The sequence below is a fragment of the Variovorax paradoxus genome, from assembly GCF_030815975.1.
Taxonomy (GTDB): domain Bacteria; phylum Pseudomonadota; class Gammaproteobacteria; order Burkholderiales; family Burkholderiaceae_C; genus Variovorax; species Variovorax paradoxus_N.
In genome coordinates this window covers 4,693,185-4,709,064 of the sequence record NZ_JAUSXL010000002.1, presented here as the reverse complement: position 1 = coordinate 4,709,064, position 15,880 = coordinate 4,693,185, and the positions used below count along the sequence as shown (strand labels likewise).

General features: G+C 66.2%; 15 protein-coding genes. 5 read left to right on the top strand and 10 right to left on the bottom strand.

The features are described 5' to 3' along the window. Window position 1 precedes the first annotated feature (1 nt). Complete coding sequence (locus tag QFZ47_RS25870) at window positions 2-448, bottom strand: type II toxin-antitoxin system RatA family toxin (protein WP_307658352.1); 447 nt, start codon at window positions 446-448, stop codon at window positions 2-4. Window positions 449-510: 62 nt separating this feature from the next. Between QFZ47_RS25870 and smpB the strand changes: the two genes are divergently transcribed. From smpB to QFZ47_RS25845, 5 genes are all read left to right on the top strand, one after another. After that, window positions 511-987, top strand: coding sequence for an SsrA-binding protein SmpB (gene smpB, locus QFZ47_RS25865; RefSeq protein WP_307658351.1), 477 nt, complete (start codon window positions 511-513; stop codon window positions 985-987). Window positions 988-1,086: 99 nt separating this feature from the next. Next, on the top strand, window positions 1,087-1,467 hold the full coding sequence (locus tag QFZ47_RS25860; RefSeq protein WP_307658350.1) for a COG4315 family predicted lipoprotein: 381 nt from the start codon (window positions 1,087-1,089) through the stop codon (window positions 1,465-1,467). 22 nt (window positions 1,468-1,489) lie between these two features. Next, window positions 1,490-2,005: a sigma-70 family RNA polymerase sigma factor gene (locus QFZ47_RS25855; protein ID WP_307658349.1), complete on the top strand. Its 516-nt coding sequence runs from the start codon at window positions 1,490-1,492 to the stop codon at window positions 2,003-2,005. A 17-nt stretch (window positions 2,006-2,022) separates the two neighbouring features. Then, window positions 2,023-2,847 (top strand): anti-sigma factor family protein, encoded by an 825-nt coding sequence (locus QFZ47_RS25850; RefSeq protein ID WP_307658348.1) that lies wholly within the window; start codon window positions 2,023-2,025, stop codon window positions 2,845-2,847. Between the two features lie 73 nt (window positions 2,848-2,920). Continuing rightward, on the top strand, window positions 2,921-3,316 hold the full coding sequence (locus QFZ47_RS25845; protein ID WP_307658347.1) for a COG4315 family predicted lipoprotein: 396 nt from the start codon (window positions 2,921-2,923) through the stop codon (window positions 3,314-3,316). A 73-nt stretch (window positions 3,317-3,389) separates the two neighbouring features. On the opposite strand, the gene QFZ47_RS25840 is transcribed toward QFZ47_RS25845, so the two are convergent. The 9 genes from QFZ47_RS25840 to QFZ47_RS25800 all read right to left on the bottom strand — a co-directional run bounded on the left by QFZ47_RS25840 (window position 3,390) and on the right by QFZ47_RS25800 (window position 15,880). Further along, the gene (locus tag QFZ47_RS25840; RefSeq protein ID WP_307658346.1) at window positions 3,390-4,313 is read right to left on the bottom strand and encodes a DMT family transporter; all 924 of its coding nucleotides are present in this window, start codon (window positions 4,311-4,313) and stop codon (window positions 3,390-3,392) included. Window positions 4,314-4,326: 13 nt separating this feature from the next. Beyond that, window positions 4,327-6,165 (bottom strand): translational GTPase TypA, encoded by a 1,839-nt coding sequence (gene typA, locus QFZ47_RS25835; RefSeq protein WP_307658345.1) that lies wholly within the window; start codon window positions 6,163-6,165, stop codon window positions 4,327-4,329. Then, window positions 6,162-7,151, bottom strand: coding sequence for a tRNA pseudouridine(55) synthase TruB (gene truB, locus QFZ47_RS25830; protein WP_307658344.1), 990 nt, complete (start codon window positions 7,149-7,151; stop codon window positions 6,162-6,164). The genes typA and truB overlap by 4 nt, the downstream gene beginning before the upstream one ends. A 64-nt stretch (window positions 7,152-7,215) precedes the next feature. Beyond that, the gene (rbfA, locus tag QFZ47_RS25825) at window positions 7,216-7,587 is read right to left on the bottom strand and encodes a 30S ribosome-binding factor RbfA (protein WP_307658343.1); all 372 of its coding nucleotides are present in this window, start codon (window positions 7,585-7,587) and stop codon (window positions 7,216-7,218) included. A gap of 150 nt (window positions 7,588-7,737) precedes the next feature. Beyond that, a complete protein-coding gene (gene infB / locus QFZ47_RS25820) occupies window positions 7,738-10,692 on the bottom strand; it encodes a translation initiation factor IF-2 (protein ID WP_307658342.1) in 2,955 nt (984 codons plus the stop codon). Between the two features lie 24 nt (window positions 10,693-10,716). Further along, complete coding sequence (gene nusA, locus QFZ47_RS25815; RefSeq protein WP_307658341.1) at window positions 10,717-12,201, bottom strand: transcription termination factor NusA; 1,485 nt, start codon at window positions 12,199-12,201, stop codon at window positions 10,717-10,719. A 17-nt stretch (window positions 12,202-12,218) separates the two neighbouring features. Further along, entirely contained in the window at window positions 12,219-12,866 is a 648-nt protein-coding gene (gene rimP, locus QFZ47_RS25810; RefSeq protein WP_125965594.1) for a ribosome maturation factor RimP, read from the bottom strand. 169 nt (window positions 12,867-13,035) lie between these two features. After that, a complete protein-coding gene (locus tag QFZ47_RS25805) occupies window positions 13,036-14,235 on the bottom strand; it encodes a YbfB/YjiJ family MFS transporter (protein WP_307658340.1) in 1,200 nt (399 codons plus the stop codon). A 19-nt stretch (window positions 14,236-14,254) separates the two neighbouring features. Beyond that, window positions 14,255-15,880 carry an ABC transporter ATP-binding protein gene (locus QFZ47_RS25800; RefSeq protein ID WP_307659017.1) on the bottom strand — a complete coding sequence of 542 codons (1,626 nt, stop codon included), beginning with the start codon at window positions 15,878-15,880 and terminating at the stop codon, window positions 14,255-14,257.

The following is a 15,880-nucleotide window of genomic DNA, read 5'->3' as shown; positions in this document are numbered from 1 at the left end:
ATCAGGAAGCGCCGTAGACCTGCTCGGCGCGCTTGACGAAGGCTTCGACCAGGCTGGAAGCAACGGTGTCGAACACCGGCCCCACCAGCGCCTGCAATGCAAAGTTGCTGAAACCGTAGCTCAGGTGCAGCTCGACGCGGCAGGCGCGCTCGCCGGGCTCGCCCACGGGCACGAACTTCCAGAGGCCGTCGAGGTTGGAGAACGGCCCGTCGACCAGCTTGAGGTGCACTTCGCGCCCCGGCACATGGGTGTTGCGGGTGGTGAAACTCTGATGCAGGCCGGCGAAGGCCAGGCCCACTTCGGCGGTCATGCCGGCCTCGTCCACCTCGATGACCCGGGACTTGTCGCACCAGGGCAGGAACTGCGGATATTTCTCCACATCGGTGACGAGCGCGTACATCTCTTCGGCGCTGTACCAGATGAGGACGGACTTGTTGACGGTTTTCATAGAATCGGGACAGCGTGCGCGACGGATTGTATTGAAGCCATGCGTCCCCACCTTCCCGAGCCATGGCCACCAAGAAACAAGATACCTCCTCCCGCATTGCCGACAACAAGAAGGCCGCGTACAACTATTTCTTCGAAGAACGCTTCGAGGCCGGCATCGTGCTCGAAGGCTGGGAAGTCAAATCCCTGCGCGAAGGCAAGGTCCAGCTGACCGACGGCTACGTGGTGATCCGCGACGGCGAACTCTTCGTCGTGGGCTTGCAGATCAACCCGCTCAAGAGCGCTTCGACCCACGTCAACCCCGATTCCATCCGCACCAAGAAGCTGCTGCTGCACAAGGAAGAGATCCGGCGCCTGGTCGGCAAGATCGAACAAAAGGGCTACACGCTGGTGCCGCTCAACCTGCACTGGAAGGCGGGCAAGGTCAAATGCGAAATTGCGCTGGCCAAGGGCAAGGCCGAGCACGACAAGCGCGACACCATCAAGGACCGCGAAGGCAAGCGCGAGGTCGAGCGCGCGATGAAAAGCCGTAGCCGCTAGTTCTTTTTATTTTGCGCGGCATGGAATAAAACGCCGGTTGCAGGCGTTTGTGCGGTGTCATCGGATCGTCGGTGCCACCACAACCTCCAGGAGTCTTCCATGTCGCCTTTGCGCCCTTCTCCCGCCGGCCTTGCCGCCGCGCTGCTCGCCGGCCTGCTCGCGCTTCCCTCGTTCGCACAGCCCAAGGCGGCCGACGGCGCGCTGGTCGGCCCCAACGGCATGACGCTCTACACCTTCGACAAGGACACGGCCGGCAGCGGCAAGTCGGCCTGCAATGGCGGCTGCGCGGCCAACTGGCCACCCTTCATGGCCACCGACAGCGACAAGCCGGCCGGCGACTTCACCATCGTCACGCGCGACGACGGCAAGAAGCAATGGGCCGCCAAGGGCTGGCCGCTCTACTACTGGTCCAAGGACAGCAAGCCGGGCGACAAGACCGGCGACGGCGTCGGCGGCGCCTGGAAAACCGCCAAGCCCTGACCCGCGCCCGCATCCGCTTCGCATGGACGCGCGCCTGCTGGCCGACCAGATCCCGAGCCTGCGCCGCTATGCACGCGCGCTCACGGGCAATGCCTGGGCGGCCGACGACCTGGTGCAGGACACGCTCGAGCGGGCCTGCAGCAAGTGGCGGCTCTGGGTGGTGGGCAGCGACCTGCGCGCCTGGCTGTTCACGGTCATGCACAACATCTTTGCGAGCCAGCTGCGGCGCACGCCGCCGCCGCACAGCGTGGTGCCGCTGGACGACGCGGCGCAGGAACTGCACGGCGGCGCCGATCCCGGCCGCGACCCCGGCATGGGCCTGGACCTGCAGCGCTGCCTGATGCAGCTGCCCGAAGAGCAGCGCGCCGTGCTGCTGCTCGTGACGCTCGAAGATCTTTCCTATGCCGAGGTGGCCAGGGTGCTCGGCATTCCTGCCGGCACCGTGATGTCGCGCCTGTCGCGCGCCCGGGTCCGGCTGCAGGAGCTGATGGACGGCGCCTCGGCGCCGAATCGCCCCGGCCTGCGCCGCCTCAAGTGAAACCTGCCGCTGAAATCATGAATCGCCCTGCCCCGCCCCCCACCGACGACGAGTTGCACGCCCTCGTCGATGGCCAGCTGGCACCGGACCGCCGGTCCGCGGTCGAAGACGCCGTGGCGCACGACCCCGCCCTTGCGGCGCGGGTGGCGGCCTGGCGCACCCAGCGCGACGCGCTGCGCCGGCTGCATGGCGAACTGCTCGACGAGCCTGTTCCTGCCCCTTTGATGAGTGCCCTCGATCGCAACCGGCCCCGCCGACATCGGCAAGGCAGCTGGATGCGATGGGGCGGCATGGCGGCCGGCGTGCTGATTGCCTTTGCCGCCGGCTGGCTCGGCAGTGCCCAATGGTCGATGCACCGCGCCGCTGCGGCCCAGTTGACCAGGGCCCCTGCGATGCGCGAATTCGTGCACGATGCATCGATTGCGCACGCCGTCTATGCGCCTGAAAAAAGGCATCCGGTCGAAGTGGCCGCCACCGAGCAGCAGCACCTCGTGCAGTGGCTGTCCAAGCGCCTCGACAGGCCGCTCAAGGTGCCGGACCTGACGGCCATGGGCTACACGCTCGTCGGCGGCCGCCTCTTGCCCGGGGAAAGCGGCGCGCGCGCCCAGTTCATGTTCGAGGACAGTGCCGGCGAGCGCATCACGCTCTACATCGGCACCCTCGACAGCCAGGCCGCCGCCGGCACGGCCGCGGCGCGCGAAACAGCCTTCCGTTTTGCGTCCGAAGGGCCGGTGCCCAGCTTCTATTGGATCGACCAGGGCTTCGGCTATGCCGTTGCCGGCAAGCTGCCGCGCGATGTTTTGCTGAAACTCGCGACGCTCGCCTACCGCGATCTGTCTTGAGGCCGGCATAAACTGCCGTGTCGCGCAACCACCTGCCTTGTTTTCGCGATTTTTCAACTGAAGGAGAAACTGCATGAAATTGCTCAGCGCCTCGATCCTCGCGGCGGCCCTGCTCGCCGGCTGCGGCGGCATGTCCAACAAGACCGCCAGCGCCCCCGACACCCCCACCCGTACCGCCGATGGCGTGCTGGTCGGCCCGAACGGCATGACGCTGTACACCTTCGCCCGCGACACGGCCGGTGCAGGCACCTCCGCCTGCAATGCCCAGTGCGCCGCCAACTGGCCACCGCTCCCGGTGGCCGAAACGGCCAAGCCGATGGGCGGCTACACCATCATCGCGCGCGAAGACGGCAAGAAGCAATGGGCCTACAAGGGCTGGCCGCTCTACTACTGGACGAAGGACAGCAAGCCGGGCGACAAGACCGGCGACGGCGTCCTGAACGGCGCCTGGAAGGTGGCGCGGCCCTGATTCCGTGATCCCCTGATTGCTCGAAGGCCCCGGCAGACGCCGGGGCTTTTTTGTTTCCGCTCGCTGGCGCGGCTCAGTGCGCGCTGGGAAGCGCGTCGTCGGCCACCGTGGCGCGGCGCCCGCGCAGCGCCAGCAGCTCGTTGAACACCAGCGCGCCAATGACCAGCGCGCCGCCGGTCAGCACGCTCGCAGCCGGCTCCTCGCCCGCGCCGATCCAGGCCAGCGCAATGCCGAAGATCACTTCGAGCAGCGCGAGCAAGGCTACTTCGGGCGCCTTGAGCACCTGCGCGCACAGTACCGCCAGCACGCAGGGAATGGCCAGCTGGAAAACGCCCAGGAAAGCGAGCAGGCCGAGGTCGTGCGCGTTCGCCTGGAACGGCAGGGCAAAGGGCAGCGTGAGCAGCGCGCTGAGCGCCGCGCCGATCAGCACCGCGGGAACCAGGTCGATGTCATGCCCCTTGGCGCGCTCATGCTGAACCACCGTCCAGTTGGTGGCACCCGCCAGCGGCACGCACAGCGCGACCAGCGTTCCGGGCAGCGATCCGCCCGCGGCTCCGCCCTGCATCAGTTGCGTGCCATACATCCAGGCGATGCCCAGGCCGGCCACCACGATGGCCGCCCAGGTGCGCATGGGCAGGCGATGGCCGATGAAGAGTCGCGCCGCCAGCGCGGTGAGCAGCGGGCCGAGCGACATCGTGACCAGCACGCTGGCCGTCGACGCCAGCGTGAGCGCCACCATGAAGGCCGTGAACATCACGGTCCAGCAGACACCCGAGATCCAGAGCTCGCGCCCACCCGAGCGGATCTGTGAAAACACCGCCCGGCCTCGCCAAAGCGGCAAGATCACCAGCAGCGCAAGCATCGTGAAGAAGCTGCGCCAGAAGGTGATCTCGAAACTGTGCGCCTGAGCGAGGTGCCGTGTGACGACGCCCGCCGTGGCCCACATGAGGGTCACGGCGACCATCAGCCACACAGCCCCGCCGTGGGTCAGGCGCATGGGCCCTCGAGGGTCAGGCCGCCTGGGTGTCGCGGCCAGCGCGCTTGCGCTCATGTTCCTTCAGGTGGCGCTTGCGCAGGCGCACGCTCTTGGGCGTGATTTCGACCAACTCGTCGTCCTCGATGAATTCCACGCCGTATTCGAGCGTGAGGTCGATCGGCGGCGTGACCTTGATCGCATCTTCCTTGCCCGAGACGCGGAAGTTGGTCAGCTGCTTGGTGCGCGTGGCGTTCACCACCAGGTCGTTGTCGCGGCTGTGGATGCCGACGATCATGCCCTCGTACACCGGATCGTTGGCCTTGACGAACATGCGGCCGCGGTCGTCCAGCTTGCCCAGGGCGTAAGTGAAGATCTCACCGTCGTCCATGGAGATCAGCACGCCGTTCTTGCGGCTGCCGATGTCGCCCTTGTGCGGCTCGTAGCTGTCGAAGATGTTGCTGATGAGGCCCGAGCCGCGCGTCAGGTTCAGGAATTCGTTGGTGAAGCCGATCAGGCCACGTGCCGGAATGCGGTATTCGAGGCGCACGCGGCCGCGGCCGTCCGGTTCCATGTTGACCAGTTCGCCCTTGCGCTCGCCCAGGGCCTGCATCACGCCGCCCTGATGCTGGTCTTCGATGTCGGCCGTCACCAGTTCGATGGGTTCGTGCTTCTCGCCGTTGACGGTGCGGAACACCACGCGCGGCTTCGACACGGCCAGTTCATAGCCTTCGCGGCGCATGTTTTCCAAGAGGATGGTCAGGTGCAGTTCGCCGCGGCCCATGACTTCGAAGATGCCTTCTTCGTCGGTTTCCTTTACGCGCAGGGCCACGTTGTGCTGCAGCTCCTTTTGCAGGCGGTCCCAGATCTGGCGGCTGGTGATGTACTTGCCTTCGCGGCCGGCCAGCGGGCTGGTGTTGACGCAGAAGTTCATGGTCAGGGTCGGTTCGTCGACCTTGAGCATGGGCAGCGGCGCCGGATTGGTGGGGTCGGTGATGGTCACGCCGATGCCGATGTCGGCCACGCCGTTGATCAGCACGATCTCGCCGGGTCCGGCTTCCGTGGCCTGCACGCGCTCCAGGCCCTGGAAGGTCAGCACCTGGTTGATGCGGCCCTTGACGGCCTTGCCGTCCGGGCCTTCCATGACCACCACATCCATCATGGGCTTGAGCGTGCCCTGGCTGATGCGGCCCACGCCGATGCGGCCGACGAAGGTCGAGAAATCGAGCGCGGAAATCTGCAGCTGCAGCGGCGCTTCAGGGTCGCCCTTCTGCGCCGGCACGTGCTTCAGGATGGTGTTGAACAGGGCCGACATGTCGGGGCCCCACTGCTCGCCGGCAGCGCCCTCTTCCAGCGACGACCAGCCGTTGATGCCCGAGGCGTAGACCACGGGAAAGTCGAGCTGCTCGTCGGTGGCGCCGAGCTTGTCGAACAGGTCGAAGGCGGCGTTCACCACCTTGTCGGGGTTGGCGCCCGGCTTGTCGACCTTGTTCACGACCAGGATCGGCTTGAGGCCGAGGGCCAGCGCCTTCTTGGTCACGAAGCGCGTCTGCGGCATCGGGCCTTCCTGGGCGTCGATCAAAAGCACCACGCCGTCCACCATGGAGAGCGCGCGTTCCACTTCGCCTCCGAAGTCCGCGTGGCCGGGAGTGTCGACGATGTTGATGTGCGTGCCTTCCCAGGTCACGGCGCAGTTCTTGGCCAGGATCGTGATGCCACGCTCTTTTTCAATGGCGTTGTTGTCCATCACCGTGTCGACGACTTTCTCGTGCTCGGCGAAGGTGCCCGACTGGCGCAGCAATTGGTCGACCATCGTGGTCTTGCCATGGTCGACGTGGGCAATGATGGCGATATTGCGGATTTGCTTGGTACTCATGGTGTCGCTTCGGTCTGTTGTGCGTTCAAAAGAATTTGCTGGATTTCGATGGGGTTCAGCAAGCGCCCCGGAATCAATTCGTTGGCGGCGACGTGCGCCGTGCCGAGGAAAGCAGGCGGCGTGTCGCCGAACACCGCCACATGGTCGGCATCGGGCCAGGTGCCGCGGCGGCGCAGGCCGGACAGAAAGCGCCCCGCATCTTCGCTGCCGAGCGTGACGATCGTATGGCCCTCGACCAGGGATTCGGCAGGCAACAATTGCGCCAGCCGCTCTTCCTCGCCCATGGCTTCGAGCGCTTCGAGCGTGATGCACTGCGCCACGCCGAAGCCGCCGGTGGCCGTACGGCGCAGCGACGTGAGGTGGGCACCGCAGCCCAGCGCCTCGCCAATGTCTTCGCCCAGCGTACGGATGTAGGTGCCCTTGCTCACGCAAGCCTCGATCCTGATGGCGTTGCCTGCCGATTCGGAGGCTGCCTGCGTGATCTTCAACGCATGAATGACCACGTCGCGCGGTGCCCGCTCGATCTCGATGCCTTCGCGCGCGTACTCGTACAGCGCCTTGCCGTCTTTCTTGAGCGCGCTGTGCATCGGCGGAACCTGTCGGATCGGGCCGGTGAACTGCGCCTCGACGCGGGCCAGGTCTTCAGGCGTGACGTGCACCGGGCGCTCGGCAATCACCTCGCCCTCGGCATCGCCGGTGGAGGTCTTGATGCCAAGGCGGGCCGTGGCCTCGTAGGTCTTGTCGGCATCGAGGTGCAGCTGGCTGAACTTGGTGGCTGCGCCAAAGCACAGCGGCAGCACGCCGGTGGCCAGCGGATCGAGCGTGCCGGTGTGGCCTGCCTTTTCGGCGCGCAGCAACCACTTGGCCTTCTGCAAGGCCTGGTTGCTGGAGAGTCCCAGCGGCTTGTCGAGCAACAACACCCCATGCACAGGGCGCCGCTGCACCCTTGTGCGTGGCGCAGGAGCGTCGCCCCCACGGTCTTTCACTGCGTGTAAATCCCCGCCCCCCAAGGGGGCCTTCGCACCTTGGGGCGGCCCGGCGATGCTCACGCTATTCGTCTTTCGAACGCGAAGCGACGGCCTGCGCGATGAGCGCATTCATGTCGGCCGCACGCTCGGTGGTGCGGTCGAACAGGAAGTGCAGCGTCGGCACGGTGTGGATATGAAGGCGCTTGAACAGGCCGTTGCGGAGGAACCCCGCGGCCTGGTTCAGCGCTTCGGTGGTTTCGGTCACGTCGCCCGTGAGCATGCTGAAGTAGATCTTCGCATGCGCATAGTCGGGCGTGACCTCGACCGCCTGGATCGTGACCATGCCCACGCGCGGGTCCTTCAACTCGCGCGCGATCAGCTCCGTCAGATCGCGCTGGATCTGGTCGGCAACCTTGAACGCGCGGTTGGGGGCGGCGGCTTTTCTTTTAGGCATGTAAGGAGCGAGGACTCGGCATGGTCTCAGACTTCATCGAGTTCGTGAACCCTTCGCGAAACACCGCGGAACCGGCTTTGCCGGGCCGCAGGTGTTGCCCCCGGAAGGGGGGTGGCGAAGCGACACGAAGTGCGCGAAGACTGGGGGTGATCAAAGTGTCCGCGCGATCTCCTTGATTTCAAAGAACTCGAGCTGATCGCCCTCTTTGATGTCGTTGTAGTTCTTGAGCTTGATACCGCACTCGAAGCCTTCGCGCACTTCGCGGACGTCGTCCTTCATGCGCTTGATCGAGTCGACTTCGCCGGTGTAGATCACCACGTTGTCGCGCAGCAGGCGGAAATGCGCGCTGCGGTTGACCGAACCCGAGGTGACGTACGAACCCGCGACCGTACCGATCTTCGAGGCCACGAACACCGTGCGGATCTCGGCCGAGCCGATGATTTCCTCGCGGCGCTCCGGTGCCAGCATGCCCGACATCGCGACCTTGATCTCGTCCACGGCGTCGTAAATGATGCTGTAGTAGTTCAGCTGCACGCCATTGCCTTCGGCCAGCTTGCGCGCACCGGAATCGGCACGCACGTTGAAGCCGATCACGATCGCCTTCGAGGCGATCGCAAGGTTGATGTCGCTTTCGCTGATGCCGCCCACGCCGGCATACACGATCTGCACCTTGACCTCTTCGGTCGCAAGCTTGAGCAGCGACTGAGCCAGCGCTTCCTGCGAGCCCTGCACGTCGGCCTTGATGATGATGCGCAGCGTCTGCACTTCGCCGGCCGAGAGGTCGGTGAACATGTTCTGCAGGTTCGCGGCCTGGGCCTTCGCCAGCTTGGTGTTGCGGAACTTGCCGGCACGGTAGGTCGCGATTTCGCGCGCACGGCGCTCGTCGCTCATCACCATGAACTCGTCGCCCGCCTGCGGCACTTCGGTCAGGCCCTGGATCTCGACCGGAATCGACGGACCCGCGGTCTTGATGGACTTGCCGTCTTCGTCCAGCATGGCGCGCACGCGGCCATAGGTCGAGCCCGCCAGCACCACGTCGCCGGTCTTGAGTGTGCCGGACTGCACCAGCACGGTGGCAACCGGGCCGCGGCCCTTGTCGAGCTGCGCTTCGATGACCAGGCCCTTGGCGGCGGCATCCACCGGCGCCTTGAGTTCCAGCACTTCAGCCTGCAGCAGCACCTGCTCGAGCAGCTCGTCGATGCCCTGGCCCGTCTTGGCGGACACCGGCACGAACGGCACGTCGCCGCCGTACTCTTCGGGCACGACTTCCTCGGTCACCAGTTCCTGCTTCACGCGGTCCGGGCTGGCATCGGGCTTGTCGATCTTGTTGATGGCAACCACGATCGGCACACCCGCGGCCTTCGCGTGCTTGATGGCTTCCTTGGTCTGCGGCATGACGCCGTCGTCGGCCGCCACCACGAGGATGACGATGTCGGTGGCCTGCGCACCGCGGGCACGCATGGCCGTGAAGGCCTCGTGACCCGGAGTGTCGAGGAACGACACCATGCCGCGTTCGGTCTGCACATGGTAGGCACCGATGTGCTGCGTGATGCCACCGGCTTCGCCCGCAGCAACCTTGGCGCGGCGGATGTAGTCGAGCAGCGAGGTCTTGCCGTGGTCGACGTGGCCCATGACGGTCACGACCGGTGCGCGCGGCAGGGCTTCGGCGGTTTGCGCCGACACGTCCTCGTCGGTGAAGGCTTCGGGGTCGTCCAGTGCGGCAACGACCGCGTTGTGGCCCATTTCCTCCACCAGGATCATCGCGGTGTCCTGGTCCAGCGACTGGTTGATGGTCGCCATCTGGCCGAGCTTCATCAATTGCTTGATGACCTCTTGCGCCTTGACGGCCATCTTGTGCGCGAGCTCGGCCACCGTGATGGTTTCGGGCACGTGCACTTCGAGAATGCGCGCCTCCACCGGTGCGGCCTGCACATGCTCTTCGTGGCCTCCGCGATCATTGCTGCCACGGCGGCCGCGCGGGCCTCCGCGCCAGTTGCCGCGGCCGACACCGCCGCTGGCATCGCCGCGGGTCTTGATTTCCTTCTTCTTGGCCGGATCGCCCGCCCAGCTCGACGAGAGCTTGGCCGACTTGACTTCCTTGCCGGCACCAGCGGCGCCAGCGGCTGCGGCAGCACCCGGTGCGGCCGGCGCACCGGGACGCGCTGCGGGCGCGGCCGGCTTGTGCAGCGTACCCTTGACCGCGGCCTTTTCGGGCTGCGGCTTCTCGGGCGCCTTGTGCGGCACCAGCACGCGGGCCGGCGCGTTCATCATGGCGCGAATGGCTTCGGCCTCGGCGAGTGCCTTGCGGCGGCGCTCGTCCAGGTCCTTGGCGCGGGCGGCTTCCTCGTCGGCACGGGCCTTCGATTCGGCGGCGGCCTTGGCCTTCGCGTCTTCCTTGGCTTGCGTGGCTGCCGTTTGTGCGGCCAGCTTGGTGTCGGCGGCCTGCTGTTCGGCGGCGGCAGCAGCGGCTGCGGCAGGCGCGGCGACCGGCTTGGCCGCTTCCTTTGCAGGCGCGGTGGCAGCGGCGTCAGCGGCCTTCTTCTCGGCGGCGGCGCGTGCGGCTTCCTGCTCGGCCTGCTCTGCGCGCTCGGCCTTTTCGGCCTGTTCGCGTTCGCGGGCTTCGGTTTCTTCGCGCAGGCGGCGCTTCTCGACCAGTTCTTCTTCCTGGCGGCGGATCAGCTCGGCCTGGCGGCGCGCCTCTTCCTCGCGGCGAGCCAGTTCGGCTTCGTCGATGCGGGGTGCGGCGGGCGCCGGAGCGGGCGCTTCAGCCGCCTGTTGCGCCTCGGGCGTGGCCGGGTGGCCATCGTCGCGCTGGATGAAGGTGCGCTTCTTGCGCACCTCGACCTGGATGGTGCGGGCGCGGCCGGTGGCGTCGGCCTGCTTGATCTCGCTGGTCGACTTTTTCGTCAGCGTGATCTTCTTGCGCTCGGGCTCGGCGGTGCCATGGCTGGCTTTGAGAAAGCCGAGCAGGCGCTGCTTGTCAGCCTCGGTGAGTGCATCGGTGGGTGCCGCCTTGGGCACACCTGCACTCTTGAGCTGGTCAAGCAAGGTTTCGGGAGTCTTCTTGAGTTCGTTCGCGAACTCGGCGACAGTGGTACTGGACATATTGATTTCGTGCCTCCATGACCGTCACTCTTGGCCGGCGAACCAATGTTCGCGGGCTTTCAAGATGAGGGCTTTGGCGTCATCGGCGCTGTGGCCGGTGATCTCGGTGAGTTCATCGACCGCGAGGTCGGCGAGGTCGTCGCGGGTGTGTACACCCGCCTCGGCCAGCTTGGGAATCAGCTCGGGGTCGAGGCCTTCGAGGTCGCGCAGATTCTGCGAGACGGTCTCGACGCCCTCTTCCTTGGCGATTTCCATGGTCAACAGCGCATCCTTGGCGCGCGTGCGCAGCTCGTTGATCGTGTCTTCGTCGAAGGCTTCGATCTCCAGCATTTCGGAGATCGGCACATAGGCCACTTCTTCGAGGCTGTTGAAGCCTTCGGAGATCAGGATGTCGGCGATTTCCTCGTCGACGTCGAGCTTTTCCATGAACAGCTTGCGGCTGGCGTCGGTTTCGGTCGCCTGCTTCTGGGCCGATTCATTGGCGTCCATGATGTTGATCTTCCAGCCCGTGAGGTCGGAAGCCAGGCGCACATTCTGTCCGCCGCGGCCAATGGCGATGGCGAGGTTTTCCTCGTCGACCACCACATCCATGGCGTGCTTTTCTTCATCGACCACGATGGACGACACGTTGGCCGGGGCCAGCGCGCCGATCACGAACTGGGCCGGGTCTTCGCTCCACAGCACGATGTCCACGCGCTCGCCGGCGAGCTCGTTGGTGACCGCGTTGACACGCGTGCCGCGCACGCCGACGCAGGTGCCGATCGGGTCGACACGCTTGTCGTGCGAGAGCACGGCGATCTTGGCGCGCGAGCCCGGGTCGCGGGCGCAGCTCTTGATTTCGAGCAGGCCTTGTTCGATTTCGGGCACTTCCTGGCGGAACAGCTCGATCATGAACTCGGGCGCCGAGCGCGACAGGATGATCGGCGCGCCGCGCAGCGTCAGGTCGACCTCCATGATCATGGCCCGCACGCGGTCGCCGTTGCGCAGGTTTTCCTTGGCGATCATCTCGCTGCGGCGCAGGCGCCCTTCGACGCGGCCGGCCTCCACGATGATGTCGCCCTTGTCCAGGCGCTTGACGGTGCCCACGAAGATCTTGTCGCCGCGCGACATGAAGTCGTTGAGCAGCATCTCGCGCTCGGCGTCGCGGATCTTCTGCAGGATGACCTGCTTGGCAGCCATCGCGCCGATGCGGCCGATCGGCACCGAGTCCACCGCTTCCTCGATGTACTCGCCGACTTCGATGTCGGACATTTCTTCCTTGGCTTCGAACAGGAGGATTTCCTGGTCGGGCAGCTGCAGGCCGGCTTCGTCGGGAACGACGTGCCAGCGGCGGAAGGTCTCGTAGTCGCCGCTGTCGCGGTCGACCGAGACGCGGATGTCCACGTCGCCCTGGTGGAGCTTCTTGGTGGCTTGCGCCAGCGCGGACTCGACCGCGCCAAAGACCACGTCGCGCTCGACGTTCTTCTCGCGCGAGATCGCATCCACCAACATCAACATTTCGCGATTCATGCCACCCACTCCTCTAGTCAGTCCGGAACATTCGTTCCGTCGTCAATATCCGAAAAACCCGGTTGGGTTTTGGCCCTGCGGCCCTTGAAATCCACAATTGGCGCGAGCCGCGCATCGCGCAGCTCATCCAGCACGAAACCGAGCGCCTGCAACTTTGCAGGTGCGCGCTTCTTGCTGACTTTTTGACCCGGTTTCGGCTCGGGCGCATCGCTCCAGACGATTTGCCAGCCCGGGGCTCCATCGGCCCCTTCCGCCTTTTCGGCACGCTCCAGCGTGCCGCGAAACTTCTTGCGAGTGGCAGACACCTGCCCCGCCGCCGCGGCACCCATGGGCGCCTTGAGCGTGATGTCGATCACCTCGCCCACGAAACGCTCGAAATCCTGCTCATTGCGAAGCGGACGGTCAATACCCGGCGAGGAAACCTCGAGCCGCTTGTAATCGACACCATCGACCTCGAGCGCAAACTGCAGTTGGCGCGTCACCTTTTCGCAATCCTCGACCGTCACGAAGGGTTCGGGAATGCCTGCAGCCACAGCTTCCGATGTGGGGGCAGTCCAGGGCAAATCAATTGTCACGCGCAGCAACCCTCCGGCCGAGCGTTCGATCTCGACCAGGTCGTAGCCGAGACCGGCCACGGTTTGTTCCACTGTCTGCTGCAATGCCACGTGTTCGAAAGTGCCTTGTAAAAATGCTTATGCGTGCCACCCGCCCGCCACGGGTGTCACGCATCGAAAATGCATAGACCAAAAAAAACGGGCGGTTGGTACCCGCCCGTTTGGTCGTGAGCCTCGAATTATATGCTATTCCCGTGATAAATGAAGTGGCTTGGGCTGCTCAAAGCGCCACTTTGCGCCGGGATTTTGACCAGACCAGCGCAAACAGCACCGAACCGAGCGCCAATGCGGCGGCAGCCACCAGCAGCGGGAGCTCGAAAGACCCGGTCCGCTGGGCCAGCGGCGCCGCAAACAGAGGGCCGATGATCTGCCCGACGCCATAGGAAGCCGTCGCATAGCCGATCAGCCCCGCCGCGGCGTTGCCGCGCAGTCGGCGCGCATCCCGCATGGCAAAAAGAGTGATGGCCGTGAACGGCATGCCGAGCAGCAGGCTGCCAAGCGCAAAGCCGACGATGGTGGGCCATGCCACCGACAGCACCACGCCCAGCGCCTGCAGCGCGTACGCGGCCGCCAGCAGCAGCCGGTTGTCCCAGTGGACGGGTGCGCGGGCACCGATCAGCGCACCCGGGATGATCGCCAGGCCGAACAGCGGCCAGAAGAAATCAGGCCAGGGCGAGCCCGGCAGCGCCTGGCGCGCGATCACCGGCAGGAAGGTCGCGGTGATGATGTAACCGAAGCCGGCCAGCCCGTAGAGCGCGACCAGCCAGACGGCATCGCTGCGCGCAGCAGCCGGCGCGGCCGGACTTGCCTGGGCCGCCGATGGGCCCGCAGAGCCTCCAGCCGACGGCAATTCGCCATCGTCGAACACGCGCCAGATCGAGGCCACCAGCACCACCGCCAGCAGCCCGAGGCCGATCCATCCCGCTTCGGAGCCCCAGCGCCCGAGGGCACCGCCAAGAAGCCCGGTCATCGCGATGCCGATGCCAGGCCCGGTGTAGATCACGCCGGCCAGGGCCGGGGAATTCGTCTCGGCCAGCCGCCGCAACCCCCATCCCGATGCAAAAACGAAGACCCAGGCGCTCATCACGCCGGCCGCCGCACGCAGGATGCCCCAGCTCGTGAAGCTGTGGAGCACGCCCATGCCCACCAGCAGGACGGCCGTTGCCACCAGGCCGCCGCGCACCATGCGCTTGGCCTTGATGCCGATGGCGGCGCAACTGACCGCGCCCAGAAAGTAACCAAGGTAATTGAGCGAAGCCAGCACGCCGCCCGCCTCGAGCTGGAGCTTTCCTTCGTTCAGCATGATCGGCAGCATGGGCGTGAAGGCAAAGCGCCCCAGGCCCATGGCCACGGCCAGGGTCACCATGCAGGCCAGCGCCGCGCGCCAGGCACCGCGCCTGTCTCGTCCGATCTCCGACATTTCCTTCGATCCCGTTGTTCTATTCCAGCAGCGCGGCGGCCACCAGTTTCTTTGTGTAGGGGTGCTCGGGCGCGTCGAGCACGCGCTCGACGGCTCCGGCTTCGAGGATGGCGCCGTCCTTCATCACGATGACCTGGTGCGCCATGGCGCGGATCACCTCGACGTCGTGCGTGATCAGCAGGTAGCTCAGGCCCCGCTCGCGTTGCAGGCGCTGGAGCAAACCCAGCACCTGCTTCTGGATCGTCACGTCGAGCGCGCTGGTGGGCTCGTCGAGCACCAGCAGCTGCGGATCGACGATGAGCGCGCGCGCAATCGCGAGCCGCTGGCGCTGTCCGCCCGAGAACTCGTGCGGATAGCGGTCGAGCAGCGAAGGAAACTGCGCCTCGCCCAGACCCACGTCGGCCAGCGCCGCCAGCGCCCGCGCGCGGCGCTGCGCCGTGCCGAGCTCGGGCGCGTGCACGCGCAGCCCCTCGCCTACGATCTGCTCGACCGTCATGCGCGGCGAGAGCGAGGAGAACGGGTCCTGGAAAACCACCTGCATGACACGCCGCAAGGCCAGGTCGGAACTTCGGTCCACTGCCCAGCCCTTGCCGTCCACTTTCAGCGCGCCCTGGTGTTTCAGCAGCCCCAGGGCGGCCAGCGCCAGCGTCGACTTGCCCGATCCGGACTCGCCGACCACGCCCAGCGTTTCGCCCGGCGCGATGCGGAAATCCGCGTTCTGCACCGCGATGAATTCGCCCTTGCGGAACCAGCCGGCAAAACCGGGCCGGGACACCGGGTAGCTCACGCGCAGGCCGGTGGCCTCGAGCACCGGCCGCGCGCCGGCACCCGCCGGCACGGCGGAGACATTGCGCTCGGGGTGGCTGTCGATCAACTTGCGGGTGTAGGCATGCTGCGGCGCTTCGAACACCGTGGCCACCGCCCCCTGCTCGACGATGTGGCCGTCTTCCATCACGGCAACCCGGTCGGCGAACCGGCGCACCAGGTTGAGGTCGTGCGTGATCAGCAGCACGGCCATGCCGTGCTTTCGTTGCAACTCGGCGAGCAGTTCGAGGATTTGCGCGCGCACCGTGACGTCGAGCGCGGTGGTCGGCTCGTCGGCCAGCAGCAGGCGCGGCTTGCAGGCCAGTGCCATGGCGATCATGGCGCGCTGGCGCTGGCCGCCCGAAAGCTGGTGCGGAAACGCCCTCGCCCGCCGCTCCGGCTCCGGAATGCCGGTGTCGGCCAGCAGCTGCACGGCGGCCGCCTGTGCCGCGCGCGCCGACAGGCCCTCGTGCAGTTCGAGCACCTCGGCAATCTGGTCGCCCACGGTATAGAGCGCGTTGAGGGCGGTCATCGGCTCCTGGAAGATCATCGCGATCTCCTTGCCGCGGATGCCGCGCAGCGCCCGTTCCGGGATCGCGAGCAGATCGCGCCCGCCCGGTGTGTTGGCGGTGTCGAACAGCGTCGCCGTGCCGGCCACGTCGGCGTTCTGCGCCAGGCGCAGCAGCGACAGCGCCGTGACGGTCTTGCCCGAACCCGATTCGCCGACGAGCGCAAGCTTTTCGCCCGCGGCAATGCGGAAGTCGATGCCATGCACCACCTCCTTGCCGCCGAAGGCAACACGCAGGTCTTTCACGTCCAGCAGCGGCCGGTGGTGCGTCAT